Here is a 25,118-nt window from a genome sequence, read left to right as displayed (position 1 = left end):
AGAAAGAATTAAAAATATATATTATGATAACGAAAGGAAATAAAAGTAGTTATGTTAAAACTATATATATATATATATATATGAATTTGATAATTTTTATAGGCGTCCCGGGATGTGGCAAGTCTAGTGCCGCTCGGGAAGTAGCGAAAAAGTGAAATCTAGGCATATCTTCGTGAAAAGAAATAGTGGTTAACGAAAATGGTTCCGGTTTTTTTGAACCAGAACAAGGAGATTGACCGGAATTTGCTACGGCTCAATCAGAACATTTAGACGATTTTTCCATGATGACGTGGTTTCGGGCTATTCACGTCCCTTTTCTTTACAAAGCCAAAAAAATAAGTGAGGAAGGAAAGACTGCCATTGTTGATAGTTATTTTGATAAGTTAACGTATTCTTATCTTGGCAAAGAACCATGACTAATGCAATCGGATAATAAATACTTTAACATAATGAAACAAATTTGCGAACTTGACCGCGAAGAAATACCGAACCCTGATTACTTGATTTTTGTAAAAGTAGACCAACAAATTCTTACGGAATTTTTAAAAAGGCGAGGGCGAGAGAGCGATTCGGCTCCAGAATATACAGCCAGTGCTATAAGTTTTCAAGAACGATTATTAGCCGAAACAGAAAAATTATGCCAAGAAAAAGGCATAAAATTAATTGTTTTCCAGCAAGAAATTTCTTCACCGCAAATAGTTGCTGATAAAATTATTGCTGAATTAAAATCCCGTGGTCTAGAAATTGGCAATTCTTCTTCTCAATCTCGTTCCTTGCCGGTAAGCAAAGATTCTAAAATTTCTCCTCAACAGTCAACTTCAACCCAAAATAATAACGAAAAGCAATGATACAAAAAAGCCTTTTACTGACCAGTATGGACAGGTGTTATTCTTATTTCTTCTTTGGTAGCCTTTTATTACTGAGGAAAGAAAAAAAATGATAAAAAAGAAAAATAATCTTTATGTTTCCTATTAAAGAATATGAAGATTGAGCCACTTTTTTTTTAAATTATTTGAACCCTTATTTTACTGATGAAAACTTTTTCCTTTTTCAAAAAAGGTGAAAATCTTACTGAAAACTTTTTCAATTATGAAAAGAAAAGAAACTAGAAACTGAGGAAATTAAAAATACCGTAGAACAGTTAATTACTACTAAAAAATCACTCGCTTATTTAATTAAAAAATACCAAAAGCAAGAAATAACTGATACTTCTCCCATTTTTCTTGAATTAGAAAAACTATGAGATGATGATTTAGCTAAAAAGTACTCTTTGAAACCCCAAAAAATCCAAAATTTCCTGCTCGGGCAAGTAAAAAAACAATTTCCTGACTTAGACATGAGAAAAATTAATGAAATAATTAGTGAATTTATTAATGCAACAAAAAAGTTAAATGTGCAATGTTAACGCATTATGATGTATTAAATCATCACGTTTAATTGTTCTCGTTATGGGAAATCTATCTATTTTTTTGCTTTTTTAGTTAAAAAATAAACCAACCATACTAAAAATACTAAACTAAGAAAAATCCCGCTAATTATTAGGATTGTTTTTGGTTTATCATCTTGGGTTGTTGTAACTTTTTCTTTCTCGTGGAGAGAAACAGCAGGATTTTCGTCTTTTTCTGTTTCACCATGTTGAAAATCTATTCCTAAACTAACATAACCAGAACCTTCAGCTAATTTCCCATTTTTAATTCTTTCTCTAAATTCATCGTATTTATCATGTCAGATTTTATCGTGTCCTTCACCGCTGTGAGGATTAAAAAAAATATCTGGTTTTCGACAAGAACAGTCGTGATAATGTTCTTTTGGATTATACTGAGGATTTTTAAATACTTCTGCATGGGCTAATTCATGAGCCAAAACATCGCAAAACAAACCTGGCTGAGTTTTATCTTTATTGACAATTTCTTCGATAAATAAACAAACGCAATTAATTTCTCTATTCAATTCAGGAATTTTAAATAGAAACGTTCTTCCCATTTTCTTTTCATTCTCAAAAATAATACTTTTTACAAATCTTATTTTGATATCTTTTTGCGTTAGTAAAAAAGTAGCAATTTTTTCCACCAATTCACGTTCTTTTTGGTATTTTTGTTTTTCTTCGTTAGCAGAAACATTTTCGTATTCAGCTAATATCAATAAACTTGGATTTTGCCAAGCACAATTAGGACAAAAATAAACTTCTACTTGGGACAGTTGCGAACCATCTCTAAATTGTGGGTCGGGAATATCAAAAGTTAATTTTTCTTGTTCTTCTTGGGTAAGTCAACGAGATTTTAAGGAACTTTGGCATTTAGGACAGTTTGTTTTGTTTATGGTTTCTTCTATAACTTCACAAATTACTTCATTTTTCATGTTTCAAAGAATTTTTACGAGTAAATCAAAGAAATAAAACTCGAACCGAAAACTTAATTAAACTTTATTTAAATAAATTGTCGTAACAAAACATAGAAAAATAAAAGAAATACATGAATAAAAATAAAAAAGACAAAAATAGTTGAAACAAGGAGCAAAAAAAACTTTTCCTAAAACCTAGCCGAGTTAAGAAAAGAAAAAAATAAATTCAACTATTTAAGAAATAAAAAATAAAGAAGAGAAGATTCGTTTTGGATATAATAAATCATTCATGAATTTTTAACTTCGATTTTGAGTTCTTTCCATTGAACGATAGTAGTAAGGTCTTCGTCGAAAGTAGTATATCCATCGCTAGGTGCGGTGTTCCAGCTGCCGTTAACTGCCTGAGGAGAACTGCCAGCAACTTTCTTATAACCAGTTATTTTCCACTTGGTATTGCAAAAACCGCAAGTAACAGGTTGAACATATTCATCGCAGAGAGGACATTTACAATTATGTTCGTCATCAAAAAAATCGAAATTTTTATATCCCCATTGACAAATAATGCGACTTTGATTGTTGGCTCTACAATAAGAATTAGTACAAGTTCCTAGAAAAGTATTGCCATGTTAGCAAAAAATTCTTTAAACAAATTTGATTTTGTTTTCCTAGTTTTGATAATATTCACCTTCGAGATTTAAGCCATTACAGGCTTTTCGCCAATCAGGAGCAGCGGAAGACCATTTTCTTTTTTTAATAGCTTGTGGTTTTGGGTCAATAAAATCTCCATGACTTATAACATTAACTCTATGAGCACAAGAAGCAACTGCTACTATTCTTGTTTCCTCTTCTTCGGACATTTTGGCTAATAATAAAAAGCAAGTTAAATCTTTTGGCAAAGGGCGAAAATAAATAAAAAAGGGAATATTAATCTTTAAAAACTCACTTTCGTAGATAGCTAGCAAGTTAGAGAGAAATTTAACACGGGAATATCCCTATATAAAAAAAAAAATAAAAACGCAGTTAGCAAAGCACATTAACAACGAAAATATCAAATTAAATTAGCAAAAGAATTATTTTCTTACTTTTTACTTAACAAAAAAACTTATAAAATCTTATTTTTGAACTAAGAAGTTGAGAAAACACCGAAGCTAAAACCCACCTTATTTATAACAAATTTTTCTCCTGCGGTTTCTTTCTTAAAGTTTCCAAGAATGATTACGCAAAAAACGCCCACAAGCACGCAATTTTTCTAAAAAGTTCTATCGGCTAAAAATACTTACGCCAAAACAAATAAATCATCATTTTCTTATCTTTGATAAGAACAATAATTAATCTATATATAGATACTCCTATACATACAATCAGAAAAACGCCATTCACATGCTTAATTTTCATATGAGAATACCCCTATATCTAAAAAAATAATTCATTTTAAGAATTTTTGGCGTAATTTAAATATATATATATATATATATGGCTAAGTGTGTATGTAAATAAAGAATTTTTATGCTTGCCGTCGGCGTTTTTAGTCAGCAGTTAAGCACCTGAAAAAGAAGTATGTTGGGCGTTTCAGATAAGCCTTAAATTGGATGATAGGCGTAAAATCTTGGCATGCATGATTACGTAATTAGGCTAATTATAGTTCTGGCGTAATGATTAGCACCATAACTTAATTTGGATTCTCGGCTAAATAATAAGAAAATTGGCGTAAAATGATTATTGTAAATTAAGCCAAAAGGAGAAAGTTTAACCGAATTGCTTGTTTGTTTTGCAGATTGGCGTAATTGTGCTTTTTACCCACACAAACAAGTATATCAAATACACAGATAATCCTATATCAATTTTAACAAAAATAAAAATTTAAATATACACGCCTATCTGTATATAAAATTAATATATGAAACTAATTTACATTAAATCCACCATGGAACCAAAAGATTATGCTGCTTTACGTTCGCTTTTGAAGCAAGAACAAGGAGAAAAACTTGCTCCGTATGTTTTTAAGTTAACCAACACTGAGACTATTCAAGAATATTTACGCAAAGAAAAGATAACTTATGAAGTTTATTCCTGAGAAGAACCAATCACTAAAAAGTCAGCAAAACGCCCACGAGAAGATGAGGAAGAAGAACCAACTAGTTCAAAAAAAAGAAGACGGGATGATGAGTAAGATAAGGATTTTGCTTAATTTTTCCATATAGGGATATCTCCGTATTAAAAATACTTGATTTTTGCTAAAATAAATATAGGATTGTCCGTATATAGTTTTTTTCTCATGGTCTTTGGCGTAAAAACTGATAAGGAAAAATTAAAGCATGCAGGCGTAAATTAAGGATTTTTCTCATGCTAATTAAACCTGTTTTTGGCTAATTGTTTATTCTTAAAAATTGTTTGGCATAATTAGAACTTTCTCGCAGGATTGCGTGATTTTGGCGTAAGTTTCATGGAATCTTGGAGAACTTTTAAGAAAGAATTTTTAAGAGCTGCGGCTGATTTTTTTCTTATAAAAAAGGTGAATTTTGGCTTTGGTTTTTTCCTCACCTTTGCGGTCAATAAATAAGATTTTTATAAGTTTTGTGAGTGTTAATTTACATATAGGAGTAATCGTGTATTAAACTTCTTTCTATTTGTTAACTATCTACGAAAGTGAGTGTTAATTTTAATTTGTTGAGTTTCTCCTCTCTTTTAAGTTAAGTCTTTGCTAATTTATTATCCTACATCTAACTTTGCTCTTTCAAGTCACAAAATGTTCGCAAGCATTAAATCTTTCTTTTCTAAAGTCCTTTTTTTGGAAACCAAGCCAGCAAAGAAAAAATGCGGAGATGAACCCCCCAAAATAAAAATAGACATTGAATTCGACCCCTGCGTAATTCTCTAAAATTAAGTTATAATGGCAAGTATTAAAAATAATTCCCGTAAATACTTAATTCGGGGTTTTCTTATATTATTTATTGTCTTGAAAATAAAGTTAGTAGTTATCTTTAAGATTTCGCTTCTAGAAAAAATTCTGCAACTCCCTTTGTTTCTTATATTCTCCTTAGTTTGCTTAATTGGACCTATTATTGAAGAGTTTATTTTTCGTTATTTAATTTTTAAATATTTTGATAAGAACACTTGAACTCCTTATTTGTTTTCCTTTTTGAGTTTTGTTTTGTGGCATTTTCACGGAGGAAATTATTTAGACCTTTTACAATTATTTCCCACTCACGGAATTGCTGCTCTTTGTTTTATTTTCATTTACAAAGAAACTAACTGGAACTTATTTTTCCCTATTTTGTTACATTGTCTAGGCAACTTTTTTGTGCTTATTGCGAAGTTTTGTTAAAATGAAGCATATAATTTCTTTTCAACTATTTTTTTCTATCTATCCTTTTTTGTATCTTTCCTAGCAAGTTTTTTTTAGTCCTTAATTAGTTAGCCGTTTTTTGCTAGCATGTATTTTTTTTCTTGTTAGGAATTTTTAAATTTGTATTTTCTTTGTTTCGTTTTATTTTTCTTTCGTTATTTTATCTTTTTCGTTTTTATATTTGCCTCGCTAGGGGTTTATTTTGTATTTTTCTTTAAGTTTTTTTTGTCGTGACAGTTATGGTTAAATAAAGTTTAAGTTTCATCTATAAGTTTTTGTTGTATTCCCATCGTGGGAATAGAAAAGTAAAATAAATTTGCCAAAAAGAGAAATTATTGTTATACAAATTTTACATTTTGTCAAGAAAAAAGTTTGTTTTGTCATGCCTTACTAAAAATTAATAATAAAATGCCAAAAAAACGATTATCTACCGAAGTTTACCCACCGCCAAGTAAAAAAATAAAATTAATTCATGATGACTTAATACATCATAATGCTAATCCCAATAAAGTTTTTACTTTTTGCTATCACCCCATAACTCCATCTCATACTGGTCCGCAAGGATTAATAACCAACAAAATAACTGCTCTTTATCAAGCAATTAGTCCCGTTCGTTTAGACTTAATATTAACAATCAAGAGAAATCAGCCAACTAGTATTCAACAGTTAGCCAAAGCATTAAATCGTGATTATGCTGCTGTTTGACGAGATATTAGTGCCTTGGAAAAGTTAGGATTAGTGAAATTACGCAAAATGAAGAAAGGCAAGGCTATTAAACCTGTTATTTTTGTTGAAAAACTAATTATTGAAATTCTTTTGGCAAACTAGGCAGTTTGAAAAAATATTTAAAACGCTGAATTTATTTGATTTTCAAGAATATAAGGAAGACACAAAGCGTTAGTTTTATGAAATCTAATTAAAAATCTGTAAATGAAAAAACTTAAAAACCTTAACAAATAAATTATGCTCGCTAAAACCGAAAAAATTAGAAACTTTTCCATTATTGCCCATATTGACCATGGAAAATCTACGCTTGCTGACCGCATATTAGAATTAACTAACTTTAAAAATAGTAAACAAACACTTGAAAGAGTTTTAGATAGTTTAGCCCTAGAACAAGAAAAAGGGATTACTATTAAACTAAATGCGGTTCAGTTATATTATCCTCCTGAGAGCCCTGAGCCTTATGTTTTAAATTTAATTGACACTCCGGGACATTTTGATTTTCATTATGAAGTTTCTCGTTCCTTGGCTACTTGTGAAGGAGTCATTTTATTAGTAGACGCCATTAAGGGCATTCAAGCCCAAACCTTAACTTATTATGAAATTGCTCGCCAACAAGAGTTAAAAATCATTCCAGTCATTAACAAAATTGATTTACCGCATGCCCAAATAGAAAAAGTTCAAAATCAATTAATAGAACTTTTAAATTGTGCTCGTGAAGATATTTGCTTAATTTCGGCTAAAACTGGCAAAAACATTGATTTATTGCTGGAAAAAATTATTGCCGAAATTCCTTCTCCTTTGGAAAGAAAAGTTAAGTCGTAAACAGAAAAATTAATAATTATCATGAATAAACATTTTTCTTTTAATCTGGTCTCTCCTAGTGGTATTGCATTACCCGATACTTGAAACGAGGACGGAAAAAAGTATCTGACTTTTTTTGTTTTTAGCGAAGTAGATATTACCAATGAAAATTATGTGAATTATGGAAAAAAAACGAAAAAACACCTTTTCTTAGCTGGCAACAAAGGGGCCATAATTCCTTACTTAATTATTCCTGACGATAATTCAGCAATAGTTAATAAAATTAAAAATAGAAAAAAAGACGATATTTTTATTACTTCTCTGGAAAATTTACAGTTTAAACCGAATTTTATGGATGAATATGAAGGAAAAGGACGTCAACCCGCTTATGCTAATGGCTTTTTAGTAAAAGATACTAGCAAATTAGAAAAACAAACTAGTAGTGATTATTCTTTTCCGGAAATTACTTTTAAAGCGATTAATCAGCGTAAATTAGGATTTGTAATAGGACTTAATTATGAAGAAAGTTTTTCCAAATATGGCAGTTATAAACATGAATTAGAAATCAAGCCTTTAAATTTGGGAATTGAAGGAATGCCACCCATTACCAAAATCATTTTTGGGTTTTCTTACCCAGTTCAAACTCCTCTTTACACACCGCTAACTAAATCTAAATTGTATAAAAGCAACATTTTAACGGAGTCAGTAGGAAAAACTTTTACTATGCGAATTAAAAGTTTAGAATTGTCACAAAATAATAGTGCTTTATCTTTTTACTGCGACCATGATTTTGAATGAGATAGTTTTCAAGAAGTAGAAGAGCAACCTAGCAAAAATAATAAGACCGAAACTGATAGCCAAACAGGAGAAAGTAATAATTCAGCAAAAGCAAATAAAGGTCTTTCTACTGGTGCTAAAATTGGCATAGCAACAGGAATATTTTTAGTTGTTTTAGTAGTAATTAGTATTTTTTATTATAAAAGTAAGAAAAGATAAAAAATCAGTATAAAAAAAATTTTCTAAATAATGCTGGTTTGGTTTTAATGGTAAAACAAGTCCATGGTAAGGATTAGTCGGCAGTTCGATTCTGCCAGCCAGCACCAAAAATAAACATATGGAAGACATAATAAAAATTATCCTTTGGCTGGTAATTGGAATTGCTATTTTTGTTGGCTGATTTTGAGTAGTTATAAATTTTATTTTAAAGACTGGCAATTTTACTTATAAGAAGTGCCATAAAAAAATATCGCAACGATACGAAACTGAGAAAAATTTATGTAAATGGTGTAAAGATAAGAAAGGTTAAAATTATCAATTTATGAATTTATTCGGTCAAAAAATTCTGTGAATTGCTACTAATAATCAAGATAAAGAGCAAGAATTTAAGGAAATTCTTAACCATTTGGGCTGAAACGGTTAAAACTCTCCGTGACTTAAAAAAAGAGTTTGAAATAGTTGAAAATGGTAATTCTTTTGCTGAAAATGCTTTAATTAAAGCTAGAACATTAGCCGAAGTTACCAAGCAGCCTTGTTTAGGAGAAGACAGCGGACTTTGTTTGGTTTCTTTTCATAATTGACCAGGAATTTATACCAAACGAGCCAAAGGAAATTTAACGAACAAACAGTTTAACCAACTAATTTTAGACGCTATGAAGGAGAAGAAAAACCGCAAATGTACTTTTGTTTCGGCTTTGGCTTATGTTGACCCCCAAAAAAGGGTTGAAAAAATTTTTGTTTCTTCAATAAAAGGCATAATTTCACAAAAACTTATAGGTAAAAATGATTTTGGCTTTGATCCTATTTTTTATTTTCCACAATTAAAGAAAACTTATGCTCAACTTACTTCTCAAGAATGTGAAAAAAACAAAATTAGTCCTCGCATTCAGTGTTTAAGAAAATTTTTGCATTGATATAAAATTTTAAGTATAGACGGAACATAGTCGAGTGGTAAGATTCCTGACCTGGGCTCAGGCGGTGCAGGTTCGATTCCTGCTGTTCCGACCATAAAATTTTATTATGAACAACAAAGAAATAATTAACTATATCAAAATTAGAGAAGCCTGAAAAGACACTCTTCGAGCCAAATCTAGTGCTTTATCCTCGGTTTGAAGTGGTTTATTTAGACTTGGTTCTTTTTTAGCCTACTGAGCCATAGATAAGATTTTTTTAAAAAAAGAGATTGAGGAAATGTATCAACGAAACCCTAATTTTAAGTATGTTTTTTATCTGGCTTTGGCATTTGGAATATGAGGAGTAATTGATGCTTTATTAGGATTTTATAATTACTTTCAAGCCAGTCAACAAGCTGAACAGTTAAAGAAACAGGTAGAAAAGTTAGAAAGTGAACTAGAAAAGTAATAATAGGGAAAAGGGCAAATAGTAAGAATTCTTATACAAGGATAATTTAACCTAAACTAGCAAGAAGTCCCCCAGCTTCAAATCTCTGATTAAGTGGGAATGAATTGCGTAAAACATATAATATAGTTTAGCATTGAATTAACCAATCAATTAGAGTGTAGTGTCTTGGGTTGATTGGTTTATTGAGTATTAAACTCGAACCAAGCCACAATGAAAAGAAAACAAAATCCTAATTTTTTAGAATTAACTTGCCAATATCGTATTTATCCCAACAAAGAGATAAAAAAACTCTTAAACTGAACTTCTAACGAACTCCTTAAACTCTACAACCACTTCTTAAAACAGTATCGTAAAGAAGACAAAATAATTAGCAAACTTCCTCTAAAAGAGCAAAAGAAAGAGCGAAATAAATTGCTAGACAAGCAACAAAAAGAACTAATTAATTGACCTTAAAAGGCAAAATCCTCAACTTTACCAAATCCAAAGTCAAGTCTTACACGATATTCCTTATCGCTTACTACCTTTGTCTGAAATGGCTTTCTTACTAAACGAATAAAACTAAAAAAACAGAAAAAAGAAAGGATATTTTAATCACATTGTCTATCCCCAAGAAAAAGTAAATGGAATTTGAATTTATAAAATTGAGAACAACAAACTATTTATTAAGCAAGGAATAAGGAACAAATAAAGCAGAAAGAAACTTAACAATCAAAATCAATTATCACCGACCAATTAAAGGAAAAATCAAAACCTTAACTATTGCTTGGAAAAATGGCGAATACTGTGCCAGCTTTTCTTGTCAATTACCAAAACCTAAACAGTTTTCTCTAACTGAAATTAAAAGAAAAGTTGGAATTGATGTTGGTGCCCCATTAATTTCTTTGCTACTAGCGAGGGCTGAAAGTATGCTAATTCAAAGTATTCTGAAAAATCAGCAGAAAAGTTAAAAAAACTTCATCAATCCCTTTCGCTGAAAAAACATCGGCGAAATAAAGATGATAAAACCAAATCAAGCAAACACTATGAAAAGGCTAGATTAAAACTAATAAAATTGTTTCGCAATGTGGTTCGTCGGATTAATGACCGCAACCATAAATTAAGCAAAAAAATAGTGGATAAGTTTGATTTGATTGCTTATGAGGATTTGAAGTTAAGCAAAGCACCTGAGAAAAAACCTAATCAGAAAAGGAAGTTTAGCAAATACACAGTTAAAGGATTATCAGAGTTAAGGATTAGTGATTTCTTTGCTAAATTAACCTACAAAGCGGAAATTAAAGGAAAAATAGTTAAACCAGTTGACCCAAATAATACTAGTAAAAGATGCTTCGAATGTGGAACAGTTAACCAAGACTTAGAAAAACAAAGATGGTTTGATTATGAAGCAGATAGAGATATCAATGCTTCAAAAAATATCCTTTGAAAAGCACAAACGGAGTTAGGAACATTGCCCTCGTAAATTAGGCTCATGGCTAGCAAATGCTAGTTAACCTATGAAACTCCCACTTCTATAAGTGGTGAGTAGTTCACCTTTACAGGATATAATGCTAATCTTTATCAAACTTTTCTACGCGAAAAATCCATAACGTCCAGAAATGCAATTAACTTATTGAAATATTAAAAAAAGATTATTTTGCTTCTCATCAAAATTGACATTAATTTTTATAGAGTGATAATAGTAAACTTATCCGATAGTCGTTAAAAAACAAATATAGGCAAAATAGAAAATTAGCCATGGCGATTAATTGTTGTGGTTATAAAGCAAAAAAATGTCTATTGTTCGTTTATTAGATGAAGTTAAATTATTTTTGATACATATTATTAGTGCGTAGTGGTAAAGAAAGAGAAGTGATTGTCAAAATTAAAAATGAATTAGAAAAAACTAATATCCAAGAAAAGGTTGCTGATTTACGTTTTATTCCCCAATCTACAAAAGAAAAAAGTTTGCTCCCTGGATATATTTTTTGCCATTGTGTTTTGGATGAAGAATTAATTCAAGTGGTTCATACTATTCCTGGTGTGAAAATCTTGCCTGAACCTTTATCCCCTCAAAAAGCCTCTGAGTTTTTAACTTTGCTCCAAAAAGCCGAAAAAGGAGAAATTGGTCAGAAAGAAACCGGCAACTTTAAACGCGGAGAGTTAATAAAAGTTATTCGGGGAGTTTACGAAGGTTGTCAGGGAGAAATTACTGAAATTGAGCCAGAAGGAGGAGATTTAATTACTATTAACGTTAATTTTCTTGGTCGCTTGAGTCCAGTCAAAGTTTTGGTAACTGATTGTCTAAGAGTAAAAAAAAGTTAGTTATTTTTTGTTTCCTATAACGAAGAATTTGGGAGACTTCATATTTGCTTTTTCTTGCTCTAATTTAGCAATTTCTTAATCTTTTTTTTGAGTTTTAAAAGGACATCCTGGGTTAAGTCTTCTTTTATTCTTGTAAATCACTTTTATTTTTTCTCAATCGGCAAGAGTTATGTTATATTTCTTCGTAGTCTTGGTTATTTTTAGCCCAACTTTGCCAATTCGGGGACAAATCTTTTTTGCTTTAATAAAAAAAAAATTAAACTCTGTTTGTTTCCTTGGGAGAAATCAATTTTTCTGTTTTTTCTATGGTTTCACTCTCCTCAGAAGATAATTTAGCATCCTTGCGGATTTTACTTTCCTGAATAACCTCAGCGACAGCATTAATTAAATATTGAGCACGCTCTGCTTTTTTGCTTTCTTCCTTATTTTTAGCAACTGCTATATTACCAGGAATTATGTAGTCAATTAAAGTAGGGTCATCGCTAGTGTTACAAATTGCCATAACCGGAACACCTAAACTTTTGGCTTCTCTAAGAGCTGTTTTCTCCTTTTTTAATCAAACAATAAACAGTAAAACATTGATTCGCTTTTCGCCTTGAAAATAATCAAACCATCCATTTTTTGGCAAATCAAGTACTCCTTCATAAACTTTTTTTAACTTGTTGATTTTTCTTTCCAATTCAGACTGTTCTCTTTTAGACAAAGTAGCGAAACTTTCTGATTGTCGGAAAGCAAGTAAACTTTTTAAATGCCCTATTGACCTTTGAATAGTGTGAAAATTAGTTAAAAATCCTCCTGGTCAACGATGCACCAGATACGGAGACTGACAACTAATCGCTGCTTGCTTCGTAATTTCCGCTAAATCAGGAGCAGTTCCTACAAATAGAACTGTTATATTGTCTTCTTCAATCATTTTTTCGAGTTGGCTTTTAACATAGGAAAAACTTTCAATAATTTTTTGCTCATCAAGGAGATGTAGTTTCCCACTTTTCCTAGCAATATAGGGTTCCATTTTTGGATTTCAGCGTTGAGTTAAATTACCAAATTGTATGCCAACTTTTAAAAGACTTTCTTTCTCAATATTCATATAATATTTTTAGAGAGTTTTTACATAATATCGCATTTTGGGTCTACACAAGAAAAAAACAATTGAGTATTTAAACGTTAAAGATAGAAATCATAAACTTTCTCGTAAACTAGTAAATAAAAACGACTTATTAGCATTTGAAAAGTTAAATCCTGCTAAAATGGTTAGCAAGAAAAACAAAAAGGTCGACAAATGAACGCGAGACGGCATTCTAAAATCTTGTTGAGGTCAATTATTCTTTTTTACCACTTACAAAGTGAAGGAAACTGGTAAGTGGTGTGAATTAATTAGTGCTTATAATATTAGTAAAAGGTGTTATAAGTGTGGAGAAATAAATAAAGGATTAAAGGAAGAGGAAATTTTTATTTGCTCTAATCCCAAATGCGATAATATTTTAGACAGAGATGTAAATGCTTCTCGGAATATCCTTTGAAAAGCACAAAAGCAATTAGGATTAGGAAAGTTTGCTCCTAAAAGGCTAGGAACTTTGTCCGCTGAGCGGATATAGCCTTGTGCGGCTCATGGCTAGTCTTTATGGCTAGTTATCCCACGAAACCCCCAACTTCAAATCTGTAAAGACTAAGTGGGGAGTAGTTCATTGGGAAATTAAGTGAAAAGGAAAGGATTAAAAATTTTATTCTGATAGTGAAAAGAAATAAAAAGTAAGCATTAAAAATATTTAATATGCAAAAAAAATTACGAAAAAGTAGTTTTCAATTACCTTGTGGGCAAGCAAGACCAGGACAAAAACTAGCTTCTTTAGGAAAAATAATGGGTCGTTTTTGTCAAGAATTCAACAACGAAACCAAGGAAATAGAGAGTTGAAAAATAGTTAATGTGAAAATTAAAGTTTTTTCTGATGGAAATTTTAAATTTGATGTTAAAGGCAGAGTAACTTCTGACTTAATTAAAAGAGCAGCCGGTGAGAAAAAAACAATTAGCCAAGAGGAACTAAAAAAAATAGCAGAAATGAAACTGCCTTATTTAAATACAGACAACTTAGAAAAAGCTCAAAAAACCATTGCGGGAACAGCAAGAAGTGCTGGTATCAAAATCGAGCACTAAATTAAAAAGTTAAGAACTTGCAAATTATTTTGTAAATTACCAAAAACAACATGGAAAACTGGGAAAAAGTTAAAGAACTGGCAGAAAGATATTTTTACCCTCTCCGAAAATGATGGTGGATAACAATTTTAATAGTTTACTGGGCTTTTCGTTGTCAAGGAAAACAGATTTGGCTTTCGTTACGAAAAGAAAAAAAGCAAATTTTTCGTCAAACCGGGATTTTTCTTTTGGTAATGGCTTTGATTCACTTTTTTATTAAATGACTTTTATCTTTTTCTCACTTACCTTTACGAGCCAAGTTAATTGAAAAACTGGTCCAGTTAATTACCGAGGCGAAAGGATTTTTGGGACTATTGCCAATAATTTTGGCTTCTTGTGTTATTGCTCCTATAATTGAGGAGTGTCTTTATCGTTTTTTTATTTTTAAGATTTTAGGCAAGAATAATCCTTTTTCTTATTTACTTTCCTATTTTACTTTTATTTTGGCTCATTGGCAAGTTCGAGGAGAAAATTTTGTTTCTCTTTTTGTTCAATATTCTGTGGCAACAGTTGGTTTTATTTGAATTTACAAAAAAAGTAATTGAAACTTGGCCTACCCTATTATTTTACATTCTTTAGTGAATATTTTGTTTATTGGAATAGTTTTGATTAGTCCGAATTTCCCTTTGTTTTAAAAATTTAAAATATGTTTCAGTACTTCTATCCTCAATGATTAGGTAAAACTCGCTACCCAAAATATACCATGAATTTTTTGCTTTGAGTTCCTTTGATTATTTTTTTTATTTGCCGGTTTTTTTACTTTCGAAAGTTTTATTTTTCTACTAAAAAAGATTTTGCTTTTTCCTTTATTAAGTGAACTTTATTGAGTTATATTTTTTTAACTGTAGGATTTTTGTATTTTCCTTTTCATAATATTGATAAATTTCCGAAAGGATACCACTACTGGCTAAGAGAAATTTCTCCCAAAATTTATGACTCTATTTCCTACAATCGTGTCCCTTGGCTAACTTATTTTCTTTTTCTTTTATATTTTCTTTGTAAGTGGCAGGCTGGAAAGTATCGTAAAAAAGAATTATTACAGTCTCAAAGTGGAGAAACTAATATGGCAATTATTGAAAAAGATTTAGTTAAAATAAAATTAGTTGGTACTGGTTTTTTTTGCTTGTGATTTTGGCTTCTTTACTGTAATACTTGTGTTGGTTGGTATTTTCCTTTTGGCTGAAAGTAAATTTATTGCTTGGACTTGTATATTAAATCTAATACTTTATTAATATATTTGTATTTGTCTTCCTCTAAATATCTTTTGCTAAAATCAATAATTTGGTTAATAAAAGCAGGGATAAAAATCTCTTCGGTAAAAAATATTTCATAAGTAGCATAAACTAGCACTGCCTTTTCCAGAGGAAGCAAACGAGAAAAACTTCAATTTGCTTTTAATTTACTTTCTATTTGTGTGATTAGATATTTTTCTTTTTCTTGGCAAGATAAAAACCAAGCAATTTTAGTTTTTTGTTTTTCAGTTTGGGCTTGGTCTTTGGCTAATTCTAATCAACTTAAATCACCCAGAAGGTAGTATTTATAAAGCAGGGCAATTTTTTGTTTATCAAGAAAGAAAGAAGCATATGAAGACATTAAAAGACTTTATTTTCATTTTTTAAAACAAATGCTAAAAATATTAACAAAAATCACAAAACGAAGATTCTTTTTTGAGACCGTTCAGACGAAAATTCATTTTATTAAAAATAAGGACATAATCCGGTAGAGTTTGGTGCTAAACCTGTATCCTCGTGAAAATTATTATTCAAGAACCTTGAATCTCTTCTTTCAATCTTTTTCTTGAACTTCTTTTTTTCATAACTCAACATCCAAAGGAAAGCCAGCTGCAAAGCTCATTGCCAAGTTATAATACCCAGCAGGGATTAAATTTTTTTTTTCTAAATAATTAATTACTTCTTTTTCCTGAAATCCTCCCATAGGAGAAGTAGCGATATTTAAACTGGTTCAAAGTAAGAGAAAATTTTGCAGCAAAATAAAACATTGCTGTTTCGCTCAAATACTAATTTTTTTTGGCTTATCAGGATTAAATAGAGATAAAGACTTTTGACAAAATTCTGAGTAAGTTTCTTCAGTTAAGCGATTATATTTACAAAACACTTTCTTTTTAAACAAATCAGTTTCTCAATTAAATGCTTCTCCGCGATAACTTAAAATTAGAAAAAGATGGGAGCAATCAATAACTTGTTTTTGTTGGTGAAAAAATGGGTATAACTCCTGCTTGATTTTTTGTTTGCTAACTACTAAAATAAATCAGGGTTCTAAGCCATACCAAGAAGGAGCTCGGCAGGCAATTTTAATCACTTTTTCTACTAATTCAGCAGGGATTTTTTGGGAATTATATTCACGAATGGCTTTTCTTTGGGAAATAATATTAGTGAGAATTTGAAAACTGTCAGGTGATTCTTGTAGGTTTAGTCGGTTTTTTTTAAGTTCACTGTTTTTATTCATTAAGAAGTTTTTATTTAAGGAGAGTAGTAGTTATTATGCTTACTAGGTATAATTTTTAAGTTTTTATAAATTCTTATTTTTTTCCTCTTTAGAAATAATACTAACGTGAAATTTAGTAATGAAACAATAATTTTTGACAAATCATTTAAAGTAAAAAAACAAAAGATTAGTATCGTGCTTTCCTTAATTTAATCCTTTAAGGCTTACTAATTTCTTCAAACACAGAAGCAGGGCTGTCACGCAAATCAAACTTTTTTTCTAGTTTAGCAAAAATGAGACTAAAAAGTAAAGCACTAAGAAAAATCAAGCAAACTAAGTAACAACATTGAAAAAAATACAAGTCAAAATCGAAGTTTTTTCACCTTAAATGTTTGCGAATATTTTTTTGGTAAATTTTTTTTTTCATACTTTATATTAATCTTTTTTGTCTCCAGAAAAATTTTTTACCAGAAGCAAAAAAATTCCGGCAATTTTTCAGATTATGAGAAGTTTTAGGTTTTTTTAATGGAAAAGTAAACGAAGAATGTTTTCTTTTTTGAGAATTTCTTGACAATTCACTGATTACCTCAATTTTTTGGCTAGTTCTGTTGGCAAGTTAAATATTCTGAGGCTTAGCCAATCATTAGCAGAATTCTTTCCGACTTTTTTGCATTCGCTCATACTTTTCTCATGTGGACAATAATAAAACAGGCTAAATTCCGTTAAAAATAACTTATGAAAAAAAATGTTCATAATTACGAATTATTGTGTTTATTTTCGGGTCCAGAAGAGCAAACAAAAACAAATTTGGTAAAGAAAATTCAAAATTTGGAACCACAAAAATTAGAAGTAAAAAGTTTAGAAACTGAGAAATTTGTTTGACCTGTTGAGGTAAAAAACTACTTATTGCTTCATCTAGCAATTGGTTCTGAAAATGTTCGGCAAGTGGAAAAAATTCTTCAACAATCGTCTGCTCAATATTTACTAATTAATACAGACAGGGAAAAGAAATTAAAAATCAAAAAACCTAATAGACCAGACACTTCTCAGGAAAATATTTCCAGCAAAGAAGAAAAAGTTATTAATAGAGAAGAATAATAAAAATTGCAAAAGAAGATATAAATGTGGTATGTTTAAATTGCCTGCTGAGAGAACTTTTGGTTGAATTTCAGTCGTCTTTACGTTCTCGTGAGGATTTGGCTACGTGGTCTTGAAATGAAATTCAAAAATGTTCTCGGAAAATCGTGCAAATCGAGCGACAAATTATCGAGAGATTGGTAAAATTTCAAAATAAATAGGAGAAAATAATGACGCTGATTAATACGCACAAAATAATGAAAAAAAAAAGCAATGTTAAAACTAAAAAAACTATCAATTCGGTTAGCAGTCTTCCAAGACAAATTACTGAACAATTAGAAAAAAGAAAAAATGTTGTTGATAAATATCTCCTCTTAGCCTGATTAAAAAAAAACGATTTTAATTTATTTTCACAATTAGTGCTCGACAATCCCAAAAAATTATTGCCTTTAATTTATACTCCTACTATTGGGGAAATTTGCTTAAATTATTCTTCCCTGGTTCCTTTTTTGCCACAAGAAGGATTAATTGTTAACTCGGAAGATATGCCTAATCTTGACAAAATTTTCACTGATTACAAAAAAAAGTTCGGTGTACCGCAAATTGCTATTTTAACTGACGGTTCGCGAGTCTTAGGCTTAGGGGATTTAGGAATTAGTGGTTTTCCTATTTGTTGAGGAAAATCCCAATTACTAAGTATTTTTTCTAAAATTGCCCCAGAGAAAATTTTGCCAATTATGTTTGACTGTGGAACTGATAATCCAAAGAATTTACAAGACCCCTTTTATCCAGGATTAAAACAAAAAAGACCAAATGAAAAAAATTTTTACCAAGCCATAGATAATTTATTAAAAGCATTAACCAAAAGCTTCCCTCAAATATTAATTCATTTTGAAGATTTTCAGACTAAACATGCTTTGGGAATGCTAGAACGTTATCGAGATAAATATCTTTGCTTTAACGATGATATTCAGGGAACCAGTGCTGTGGTTTTAGCAGGACTGATTAATGCCCTAAAAAAAACTAAAATTTTACCCACGCAACATCGAGTATTATTGGTAGGAGCAGGCAGTGCAAGTATAGGGGTAGCAAGAATGTTATTGATTTACTTCCAAAACGAATACAATTTAACATCAAAGGAGGTGAAAAAGTTAATTTGAATGGTAGACAGCAAAGGACTAATTACTGAAGGTCGCGGAGACAAACTGGCCAAACACAAAATTTTTTTTGCTCGGAAAGATAATGAGGGTAAGCAATACCAAAAACTCAGCAAAATAATTGATTATGTTAAGCCTACTATTCTCATTGGATTAAGCGGAAGAAAAGGAATTTTTACGCCAAAAGTTTTACAATTAATGGCAAAATATAACCAAAAACCCATCATTTTTGCTCTTTCTAACCCTCAAACTAATGCAGAATGTACCTTTGCTGAAGCCACAAAACACACTAATGGTCAAGCAATTTTTGCTTCAGGGACAGATTTTCCCGATTATATTTTTCCTTCTAGCAGCAAAGTTCATAAAAATAATCAAGCAAATAATATGTACATTTTTCCTGGTTTAGAATTAGGTGTTTTACTATCCAAAACAAAAACAATCACTGATTCCTTAATTTATGTTGCTGCCAAAAGTTTAGCCGAAAGTTTAAACGAGACAGAAAAAAAAGAAAATTGTCTTTATCCTAATTTAACTAGAATTCAAATAATTAGTAAACAAATTGCTATTATAATCAAACAAACTAAATAACTTATCATAAAAAGGAACTGGAATAATTCTTTACGAATATTTACTAAAATTATTTTCGGGAAACAAATGGATTATTTTTTATATAAAATCTTCATAAACGGTCTTTATCGGTTCCTGCGTAATCAATATTGACCCGCTTGGTGGTAATAATCTCCTCTTCACTGAGTTCTGATCCGTCTTCTAAATAAATTAAATCACTAGCAGTTAAGTCAATATGATTAAGACTTATATCAATATTTAATGCTCGGCATAATTTACCAGGGCCATTGGTGTAATAGTGGAATTTTTTTCTTTCATCATGAAGAGAGTGAACTGGAATAGTGTGATGGTCCAGTGGTTCAGCTGCTCGGATTAATACTCCTTGCGGGTCTCCTTTTACTGAAGAAGCAATATTAAAACAATAATAAGTATTGTAGATAAGGTAAATATAAGCACAACCACCATGATTATATAAGGCAGCAGCTTTTCATTTTGACTTATTTTCTTGGTGAGCATGGCAAGCCCGGTCAATTTTTCCGATATAAGCTTCAGTTTCGACAATTTTAACTTTGATAAGTTTACCATTAATATTTCTTACCAATATTTTTCCAAGCAATTTTTGGGCTAATTCAACCGCGTTAATGGTGAAAAAGTTAGGGTCAGTGATACGCATGATTATTTTGTTTTTATCCAAAAATCGAATTTTTGTATTTTTTACCAGCAAAATTAAGTTTTGAAAAAAGTTAGTAAAAATATTATTAAATGGCGAAAAAAAAATCTAAGAGCGATATTTCCTTGGTTTGCCAAGAGTGCTTAACTAAAAAAAAAATTACCCACCGAAATTACCGCACGACTAAGACTAAAGGAATACAAACACAAAACTTAAAGTTAAATTTGCGAAAATATTGTAAATTTTGCCAAAAAACTCAATCTCATAAGGAGGGAGCGGTTAAATAATGGTTGTTAAAATTCGCCTGACTCAAAGGGGGAAAAAACACCAGCGTTCTTATCGAATTATTGCCGTAGACAGTCGTAAACCACGAGATACAGGAAAATATTTAGAAGAATTAGGCAGTTGTCATTATAATCCAAGAACCAAAAAAATAGAGTTCAATTTAAAAGACAAAGATAAGGAAAATATTAAAAAATGATTAAAAAGAGGAGCACAACCTACCGAAGCAACAGAAGAATTAATTAAGAAATATTTATAACACATAAAAGTTTTGAGGAGTAATTGTGAAAAGAACCAAAAAAATAATTTTGTTGACTTGTTTGCTGGTAATAGGAATATTAGTAATTATCATTTTGGTAAATTATCGTCAGAAAAAACCAACTTCCTCATCTCCAACAAAGCCAAATGAGCCAACCGATAACTCTAATAATCCAAAAAATAATAATAAAGAACCACCAAAAGATAAAAATATGAATATTCTCCAAAAAAAAAATTGCTTTAAGCAATGGAATAATAATCCCGCTATTTGGTTTAGGAAGTTGAAATCTGACTAATTATCAGCGAGACAAGCAAGCCGTTCAATATGCTTTACAACAAGAATATCGTTTAATTGATAGTGCTCAAATGTATAACAACGAAAAAATGATAGGGCAAGCGGTCAAAGATAGTGGTGTTCCTCGCCAAGAAGTATTTTTAGTTTCTAAACTGAATACTCACCAATGCGAATATAATACCGCTAAAAAAACTATCGACCAAATGCTAGCAAACTTTCAAACTGATTATTTGGATTTATGCTTAATTCACTGACCCGTGCCACAAAAAAGATTAGAGGCTTGAAAGGCTTTGGAGGAGGCTTATCGGGAAGGCAAATTAAAAGCGATTGGGGTCAGCAACTTTGAACCGAAACATTTAGACGAATTATTGGCTAATTGTGAAATTAAGCCTATGGTTAACCAAATAGAACTTCATCCCGCTTTTCGCCAAAATCATTTACTTCCTTATGTAAAATTCAATAATTTTTAAAATGAAACTCCCTTGCTGAAAATTATTTCTTATTAAAAAACTAACTATTTGACCAAGGGCAATTATTTATTTATCTGTTTACTTGGTTTTAGGTTTTACTTATACTCTAAATACTACTGTTGATACTAATTGAAATGTCCGTATTTTAGGCATAATTAATAAGTTACTCCCAAATAAAGGAATTGTCAAAATAATACTTTTTTTATTAGTGAAAATAATGATTTTTTTTTGTTTGGTGTTTTTTTTAGAATGCTTGTTTGCTAAACTAAGCAAAATAAATATTTCTAGCAAAGAATTTTTGCAAATAGTTGTAAATAGAAACTTTTCTTTGAATGGAGAAAACTATCGAATAAAAGAAGTTGTTTTAATAAATAACCAAAAAAAGAAAAGACTATCAGGAAAATTATCCGTTTGTGAAGAAGATTTTGAGGTTAATTTTTCTGTGTTTTTGAAAGGGTTAAAACTAGTTAAGGAAAAAGAGTATATTAAAGAAATTTCATGATGGGGAGTAAACGGGTCCAAATTATTATTTTCACTAATTTTATCTTTAGTAATGATTTGCTTATTTGCTACTATTGGCTTTTTTGGTCTTTTTTAATATCTCCCATTTCCTCCAAAACTGAAATCCTACTTTTCTTTCCTTTTTGCACTCGCTTCATTCTTGCTTCCACTTTTTCCTGCTTTCGCTGGCAAATTAAAAAGTCAATTAAACAAAAACAACAAATTTTTACCTATGATAAATGTTTTGTCATAGGAATAACTAAAAATAAATTAGTCATGCCATGCCAACCAAAATACCGACAAACATTTCACTAAAAAAAGGCTTTTTTATTTTAGTAGTTATTGTTATTCTTGTTGCATTATTTTTCATTGTTTACTCTTATAATTATGCTTATAAAACAGTAATGAAAAGCAAGTGTAAAGTTTGCGACAAAAAACTAGATAACAAATTTAAGAGAGTAATGAAATATATGTGAACTCCTTGGAGAGAACCACGATTTATTTGTCAAAATTGTCAAAAAACAAAAAAATAATAATATGGTTAACTGAAAAAACCACGGATTCTTTACAAAGAGTTTATCATAAGAAATAATGAAAACTTGGAACGACAAAGAATTTTTAAGCAAGTTTAATCATTTCATCGTTTATTATAAATGTGACTAAAAAAATCACCGAACATGACTATTGCCAAAATGGCTAGCATCAAAAAATGCGCTCCTCTAACGTTTATATTTGTTTTTTTTAACCTGCCAAGGTCATAAAAATATAAGTATGGCAGAGAAAGCAATAAAAAAAGATATCCAAACAACTAAAAAAAAATTAATTTTAATCGATTTAGACGGTACTACTTTAGATAAAGATTTTCGTACTTTTAACAAATTAAACCACAAAGTCCTTACTCATTTACACAAACTGGGTCATAAAGTTTGTATTGCTACTGGTCGCAACTATTTATCTGCTCTCCGTTATTATGAAGAATTAAAATTAGATACTTTGATGGCAACTTACAACGGAGCCTATATTAATAACCCAAGCAAAGAAAAATCCGGCGAAAAGTCGGAGACCCTTAAAACTAACCATATATCTAACAAAGTAATTAAAGATGTCATGAAAGAAAAAGTAATTAAAGACAACTTGATAGATGCTTTAGTAGATAGCAACGACCGCGAAATAATTTGCACTGAAGACAAGGATATTTATTGACATGAAGTTTGATTCAACAAGAATAAATTTATCCATACCAAAGATATCTTAAAGAGTTTAGGAAAAAAAGATGCTTTGCAGTTAATTTTGGAATTTGAAAATAAAGAAAAAAAACTTAATGAAATTATTGCTACTTTACGCAGAAAATATCATGCTTCTATTTATTTTGATGTTGTCAACAAGTTAAAAAAAGATCCGAAAAATCCTGAATCTCCTACCCTTGTTCCTGACCTTGAAAGAATAGTAATTCGCATTCGCTCAAAGTTAGCAGACAAATACGAAGCTGTAAAAGAAATAGCCGGAAAAAAAGGCTATCATATTCCTATGGAGAATATTATCGCTTTTGGCGATAGCGAAAATGATATTGACATGATTAGAAACGTAGGATGAGGAGTAGTAGTGGCAAATGCTGAAACTTATTTAAAAACTTTGGCAAAAGATATTACTGAAAAAAAAAACTACGAAGGAGGAGTAGGAGATTATTTGATTAAATATTTTAATCTTTCTTTGAATGTTGGCACAGAAAAAAAGAAAAAATAATTATATATGAACAAAGTATTTTCTGGAACAGTAATTAAATCAAAACAGGATAAAACAGTGAAAGTAGAATTAATTTTTCATCGTCGCCATCCTAAATATCAAAAAGTTCTTAAAATCAAAGATAGAAAAACCGTACATAATGAAGATTTTTCTCTTAAAATTGGCGATAAAGTAGTCATTAAAAATAGCCGACCTTATTCTAAAACCAAGAGATTTTTAGTGATTGAAAAAGTGGAAAAAGCGTAATAAAAATATGTCACTATTGTGTTAAGGAGCAATAATGTAATTGAGAAAATTCTAAATTTTATAATATTTGAGAAAACAGCCCAAGAATTAGGAATGAAAAAGAAAAGGTGCGATGACAATTGTCAAAATAAATTAAAAATAATAAAGAGGATTTATTATCAACGTTAAATGAAAAACATTATTCAACCAAAACGAAGGGAGAACGAGTTTTACCAGTTGCTCATTGCCTCGGAGCCGGAAAATATTTATTGGTTAGTCATAATAACCACACCCATTTTATTTATCGATTAACTATTCCTTCGCAGGTTAAAGAAATTCAAGAAGGATTTAATCTCCAAAAGGAAGATGATTATTTGATTAATATTAAAAATCCCCAAGCCGCCACACCCCCAGGAGTAGGATTAACCGAAAGGCAAAAAGTTAAATTCCCTTCCTCTTTACAAACTAAATTTGCTAATTATTCTTTTATTCCTCTCGCTACCAGTGAATTTTTGAATTATGAAGGGGCGGAATTGTTATTGATTGCCAAAGGAAAAGAAAATTTAACCAGCCGTGAAGAGGGAATAAAATCTTGTCTTGAAAAAATACATCCTGATAATTTGGCGGACGAATTTGCTAAAATAAGTTCTCCTGATGCTCTGGCTCCGATTAATCAGGTTTATGAGCATCATAAGCAATAAACTTTGATTTTTCAGCCAAGACAATAAATTATTCAAGAATTTTAAAAAACATGTTGAAAACTAAACAAAAAAACCACCCTTTAACTTTTTATTTAATTTAACTTTGCTTCTCTTTCTTTTTTTGAATTTCTTCTAGCAAATAAGTTAGTTTTCGTAAATGTCATTGAAGATAATAGCAAAGAGTTTGTAATAATTCTGTCTTACTAGGTAACTTTGCTCATTCAGTCAAAATTTTCCCAGAAACATAGTCTTCTTCATATCAACCACCTTTAATTTTGCTCTTCTCAAAATTTTCTTGATCAAATTTATTTAAGATTTTTAGAGGTTCGTATTCGTCTTTTTGGCAAAAAATTAAAGCGTTTGCTTGTTGGAATTCTAAATCCTTTTTGCTAGTTAATGCTCGTTTAATTAAAGTGTTTTTGTAAACTTTTCAAAACCCGCCTGTTTTTTTTAAATCTTTTCTTAGAATAAAGAGGCTTTCGCTGTCGATATTGTGAAAATCATAGAAGATGACTGCTTTTGCATTTTGGAGATTAGTCTGGATTTCCCGAACTATTTTTTCCTTTTGGATAATAATTGACTGCATATATATAATAAATTTTAATATGACTAAACAAAAATCATAATTAGTTTAGATAAGGCTATGGCCATGGAAGATTAAAAAAAT

General features: G+C 30.3%; 36 protein-coding genes and 2 tRNA genes. 30 read left to right on the top strand and 8 right to left on the bottom strand.

The annotated features are described in order from the left end of the window. Positions 1-80: 80 nt before the first annotated feature. Positions 81-956 (top strand): AAA family ATPase, encoded by an 876-nt coding sequence (locus GvMRE_RS05255; protein WP_147410211.1) that lies wholly within the window; start codon positions 81-83, stop codon positions 954-956. Between the two features lie 5 nt (positions 957-961). After that, complete coding sequence (locus tag GvMRE_RS05250) at positions 962-1,405, top strand: GatB/YqeY domain-containing protein (protein WP_147410210.1); 444 nt, start codon at positions 962-964, stop codon at positions 1,403-1,405. A 56-nt stretch (positions 1,406-1,461) separates the two neighbouring features. Here the strand turns inward: GvMRE_RS05250 and GvMRE_RS05245 are convergent, their stop codons facing one another. After that, positions 1,462-2,358, bottom strand: coding sequence for a hypothetical protein (locus GvMRE_RS05245; protein WP_147410209.1), 897 nt, complete (start codon positions 2,356-2,358; stop codon positions 1,462-1,464). Positions 2,359-3,005: 647 nt separating this feature from the next. Then, positions 3,006-3,302 (bottom strand): hypothetical protein, encoded by a 297-nt coding sequence (locus GvMRE_RS05240; RefSeq protein ID WP_147410208.1) that lies wholly within the window; start codon positions 3,300-3,302, stop codon positions 3,006-3,008. A gap of 935 nt (positions 3,303-4,237) precedes the next feature. Between GvMRE_RS05240 and GvMRE_RS05235 the strand changes: the two genes are divergently transcribed. The 13 genes from GvMRE_RS05235 (at position 4,238) to nusG (ending at position 11,869) form a co-directional block, all read left to right on the top strand. Then, a complete protein-coding gene (locus GvMRE_RS05235) occupies positions 4,238-4,510 on the top strand; it encodes a hypothetical protein (protein ID WP_147410207.1) in 273 nt (90 codons plus the stop codon). 720 nt (positions 4,511-5,230) lie between these two features. Continuing rightward, complete coding sequence (locus GvMRE_RS14515; protein ID WP_216361621.1) at positions 5,231-5,665, top strand: CPBP family intramembrane glutamic endopeptidase; 435 nt, start codon at positions 5,231-5,233, stop codon at positions 5,663-5,665. Positions 5,666-6,094: 429 nt separating this feature from the next. Beyond that, the gene (locus GvMRE_RS05230; protein WP_147410206.1) at positions 6,095-6,514 is read left to right on the top strand and encodes an HVO_A0114 family putative DNA-binding protein; all 420 of its coding nucleotides are present in this window, start codon (positions 6,095-6,097) and stop codon (positions 6,512-6,514) included. Positions 6,515-6,649: 135 nt separating this feature from the next. After that, entirely contained in the window at positions 6,650-7,234 is a 585-nt protein-coding gene (locus tag GvMRE_RS05225; protein ID WP_147410205.1) for a GTP-binding protein, read from the top strand. 21 nt (positions 7,235-7,255) lie between these two features. Next, complete coding sequence (locus tag GvMRE_RS05220; protein ID WP_147410204.1) at positions 7,256-8,209, top strand: hypothetical protein; 954 nt, start codon at positions 7,256-7,258, stop codon at positions 8,207-8,209. Between the two features lie 32 nt (positions 8,210-8,241). Beyond that, positions 8,242-8,316 (top strand) — tRNA-Thr (locus GvMRE_RS05215). Between the two features lie 11 nt (positions 8,317-8,327). Further along, the gene (locus GvMRE_RS05210; RefSeq protein ID WP_147410203.1) at positions 8,328-8,519 is read left to right on the top strand and encodes a hypothetical protein; all 192 of its coding nucleotides are present in this window, start codon (positions 8,328-8,330) and stop codon (positions 8,517-8,519) included. A gap of 43 nt (positions 8,520-8,562) precedes the next feature. After that, entirely contained in the window at positions 8,563-9,153 is a 591-nt protein-coding gene (locus GvMRE_RS05205; RefSeq protein WP_147410202.1) for a non-canonical purine NTP pyrophosphatase, read from the top strand. Next, positions 9,144-9,217, top strand: a tRNA-Pro gene (locus GvMRE_RS05200). Before GvMRE_RS05205 ends, GvMRE_RS05200 begins: the two co-directional genes overlap by 10 nt. A 12-nt stretch (positions 9,218-9,229) precedes the next feature. Next, positions 9,230-9,571, top strand: coding sequence for a LapA family protein (locus GvMRE_RS05195; protein ID WP_147410201.1), 342 nt, complete (start codon positions 9,230-9,232; stop codon positions 9,569-9,571). A 210-nt stretch (positions 9,572-9,781) separates the two neighbouring features. Further along, positions 9,782-10,024, top strand: a complete 243-nt coding sequence (locus tag GvMRE_RS05190; protein ID WP_147410200.1) for a hypothetical protein — start codon at positions 9,782-9,784, stop codon at positions 10,022-10,024. 610 nt (positions 10,025-10,634) lie between these two features. After that, positions 10,635-11,027 carry a zinc ribbon domain-containing protein gene (locus GvMRE_RS05185; RefSeq protein WP_172575276.1) on the top strand — a complete coding sequence of 131 codons (393 nt, stop codon included), beginning with the start codon at positions 10,635-10,637 and terminating at the stop codon, positions 11,025-11,027. Positions 11,028-11,392: 365 nt separating this feature from the next. Next, positions 11,393-11,869 carry a transcription termination/antitermination protein NusG gene (gene nusG / locus GvMRE_RS05180; RefSeq protein WP_172575275.1) on the top strand — a complete coding sequence of 159 codons (477 nt, stop codon included), beginning with the start codon at positions 11,393-11,395 and terminating at the stop codon, positions 11,867-11,869. Positions 11,870-12,125: 256 nt separating this feature from the next. Here nusG and rpsB read toward each other — a convergent pair whose 3' ends face one another. Beyond that, positions 12,126-12,956: a 30S ribosomal protein S2 gene (gene rpsB, locus GvMRE_RS05175; RefSeq protein WP_147410197.1), complete on the bottom strand. Its 831-nt coding sequence runs from the start codon at positions 12,954-12,956 to the stop codon at positions 12,126-12,128. Positions 12,957-12,993: 37 nt separating this feature from the next. Here rpsB and GvMRE_RS05170 point away from each other — a divergent pair, with 37 nt between their 5' ends. The 4 genes from GvMRE_RS05170 to GvMRE_RS05155 all read left to right on the top strand — a co-directional run bounded on the left by GvMRE_RS05170 (position 12,994) and on the right by GvMRE_RS05155 (position 15,249). Next, positions 12,994-13,464, top strand: coding sequence for a zinc ribbon domain-containing protein (locus GvMRE_RS05170; RefSeq protein ID WP_147410196.1), 471 nt, complete (start codon positions 12,994-12,996; stop codon positions 13,462-13,464). A gap of 176 nt (positions 13,465-13,640) precedes the next feature. Then, entirely contained in the window at positions 13,641-14,021 is a 381-nt protein-coding gene (locus tag GvMRE_RS05165; RefSeq protein ID WP_147410195.1) for an uL11 family ribosomal protein, read from the top strand. Positions 14,022-14,071: 50 nt separating this feature from the next. Next, positions 14,072-14,695 carry a CPBP family intramembrane glutamic endopeptidase gene (locus GvMRE_RS05160; protein ID WP_147410194.1) on the top strand — a complete coding sequence of 208 codons (624 nt, stop codon included), beginning with the start codon at positions 14,072-14,074 and terminating at the stop codon, positions 14,693-14,695. Positions 14,696-14,706: 11 nt separating this feature from the next. After that, complete coding sequence (locus tag GvMRE_RS05155) at positions 14,707-15,249, top strand: hypothetical protein (protein WP_147410193.1); 543 nt, start codon at positions 14,707-14,709, stop codon at positions 15,247-15,249. 2 nt (positions 15,250-15,251) lie between these two features. Here GvMRE_RS05155 and GvMRE_RS05150 read toward each other — a convergent pair whose 3' ends face one another. The 3 genes from GvMRE_RS05150 to GvMRE_RS05140 all read right to left on the bottom strand — a co-directional run bounded on the left by GvMRE_RS05150 (position 15,252) and on the right by GvMRE_RS05140 (position 16,932). Next, positions 15,252-15,653 carry a transcription antitermination factor NusB gene (locus GvMRE_RS05150; RefSeq protein WP_147410192.1) on the bottom strand — a complete coding sequence of 134 codons (402 nt, stop codon included), beginning with the start codon at positions 15,651-15,653 and terminating at the stop codon, positions 15,252-15,254. 165 nt (positions 15,654-15,818) lie between these two features. After that, positions 15,819-16,526 carry a nitroreductase family protein gene (locus tag GvMRE_RS05145; protein WP_147410191.1) on the bottom strand — a complete coding sequence of 236 codons (708 nt, stop codon included), beginning with the start codon at positions 16,524-16,526 and terminating at the stop codon, positions 15,819-15,821. A 196-nt stretch (positions 16,527-16,722) separates the two neighbouring features. Continuing rightward, a complete protein-coding gene (locus tag GvMRE_RS05140; protein WP_147410190.1) occupies positions 16,723-16,932 on the bottom strand; it encodes a hypothetical protein in 210 nt (69 codons plus the stop codon). A 308-nt stretch (positions 16,933-17,240) separates the two neighbouring features. On the opposite strand from GvMRE_RS05140, the gene GvMRE_RS05135 reads away from it, so the two are divergent. Together GvMRE_RS05135 and maeA are read left to right on the top strand one after the other, a co-directional pair. Next, positions 17,241-17,603, top strand: a complete 363-nt coding sequence (locus GvMRE_RS05135) for a hypothetical protein (RefSeq protein WP_147410189.1) — start codon at positions 17,241-17,243, stop codon at positions 17,601-17,603. Positions 17,604-17,839: 236 nt separating this feature from the next. Then, positions 17,840-19,327 carry an oxaloacetate-decarboxylating malate dehydrogenase gene (gene maeA, locus GvMRE_RS05130; RefSeq protein ID WP_172575274.1) on the top strand — a complete coding sequence of 496 codons (1,488 nt, stop codon included), beginning with the start codon at positions 17,840-17,842 and terminating at the stop codon, positions 19,325-19,327. A gap of 49 nt (positions 19,328-19,376) precedes the next feature. Here maeA and GvMRE_RS05125 read toward each other — a convergent pair whose 3' ends face one another. Further along, positions 19,377-20,000 carry a DNA-3-methyladenine glycosylase gene (locus GvMRE_RS05125; protein WP_216361620.1) on the bottom strand — a complete coding sequence of 208 codons (624 nt, stop codon included), beginning with the start codon at positions 19,998-20,000 and terminating at the stop codon, positions 19,377-19,379. A gap of 68 nt (positions 20,001-20,068) precedes the next feature. Between GvMRE_RS05125 and rpmG the strand changes: the two genes are divergently transcribed. The 9 genes from rpmG to GvMRE_RS05085 all read left to right on the top strand — a co-directional run bounded on the left by rpmG (position 20,069) and on the right by GvMRE_RS05085 (position 24,451). Beyond that, on the top strand, positions 20,069-20,263 hold the full coding sequence (gene rpmG, locus GvMRE_RS05120) for a 50S ribosomal protein L33 (RefSeq protein ID WP_147410187.1): 195 nt from the start codon (positions 20,069-20,071) through the stop codon (positions 20,261-20,263). Next, positions 20,263-20,517 carry a 30S ribosomal protein S16 gene (rpsP, locus tag GvMRE_RS05115; protein ID WP_147410186.1) on the top strand — a complete coding sequence of 85 codons (255 nt, stop codon included), beginning with the start codon at positions 20,263-20,265 and terminating at the stop codon, positions 20,515-20,517. Before rpmG ends, rpsP begins: the two co-directional genes overlap by 1 nt. A gap of 12 nt (positions 20,518-20,529) precedes the next feature. Next, on the top strand, positions 20,530-20,679 hold the full coding sequence (locus tag GvMRE_RS13555; RefSeq protein ID WP_172575273.1) for a hypothetical protein: 150 nt from the start codon (positions 20,530-20,532) through the stop codon (positions 20,677-20,679). Then, entirely contained in the window at positions 20,664-21,281 is a 618-nt protein-coding gene (locus GvMRE_RS05110) for an aldo/keto reductase (protein ID WP_147410185.1), read from the top strand. The genes GvMRE_RS13555 and GvMRE_RS05110 overlap by 16 nt, the downstream gene beginning before the upstream one ends. Position 21,282: 1 nt before the next feature. After that, positions 21,283-21,879 (top strand): hypothetical protein, encoded by a 597-nt coding sequence (locus GvMRE_RS05105; RefSeq protein WP_147410184.1) that lies wholly within the window; start codon positions 21,283-21,285, stop codon positions 21,877-21,879. 184 nt (positions 21,880-22,063) lie between these two features. Further along, a complete protein-coding gene (locus GvMRE_RS05100) occupies positions 22,064-22,315 on the top strand; it encodes a hypothetical protein (RefSeq protein ID WP_147410183.1) in 252 nt (83 codons plus the stop codon). Between the two features lie 238 nt (positions 22,316-22,553). Then, positions 22,554-23,525 carry an HAD-IIB family hydrolase gene (locus tag GvMRE_RS05095; RefSeq protein ID WP_147410182.1) on the top strand — a complete coding sequence of 324 codons (972 nt, stop codon included), beginning with the start codon at positions 22,554-22,556 and terminating at the stop codon, positions 23,523-23,525. 6 nt (positions 23,526-23,531) lie between these two features. Continuing rightward, on the top strand, positions 23,532-23,771 hold the full coding sequence (locus GvMRE_RS05090; RefSeq protein WP_147410181.1) for a small ribosomal subunit protein uS17: 240 nt from the start codon (positions 23,532-23,534) through the stop codon (positions 23,769-23,771). Between the two features lie 248 nt (positions 23,772-24,019). Beyond that, entirely contained in the window at positions 24,020-24,451 is a 432-nt protein-coding gene (locus GvMRE_RS05085) for a hypothetical protein (protein ID WP_147410180.1), read from the top strand. Between the two features lie 97 nt (positions 24,452-24,548). Here the strand turns inward: GvMRE_RS05085 and rplJ are convergent, their stop codons facing one another. Continuing rightward, positions 24,549-25,037 (bottom strand): 50S ribosomal protein L10, encoded by a 489-nt coding sequence (gene rplJ, locus GvMRE_RS05080; RefSeq protein ID WP_147410179.1) that lies wholly within the window; start codon positions 25,035-25,037, stop codon positions 24,549-24,551. Positions 25,038-25,118 lie beyond the last annotated feature (81 nt).

This window comes from endosymbiont GvMRE of Glomus versiforme (assembly GCF_003546845.1).
This window is presented reverse-complemented; position numbering and strand designations above follow the sequence as displayed.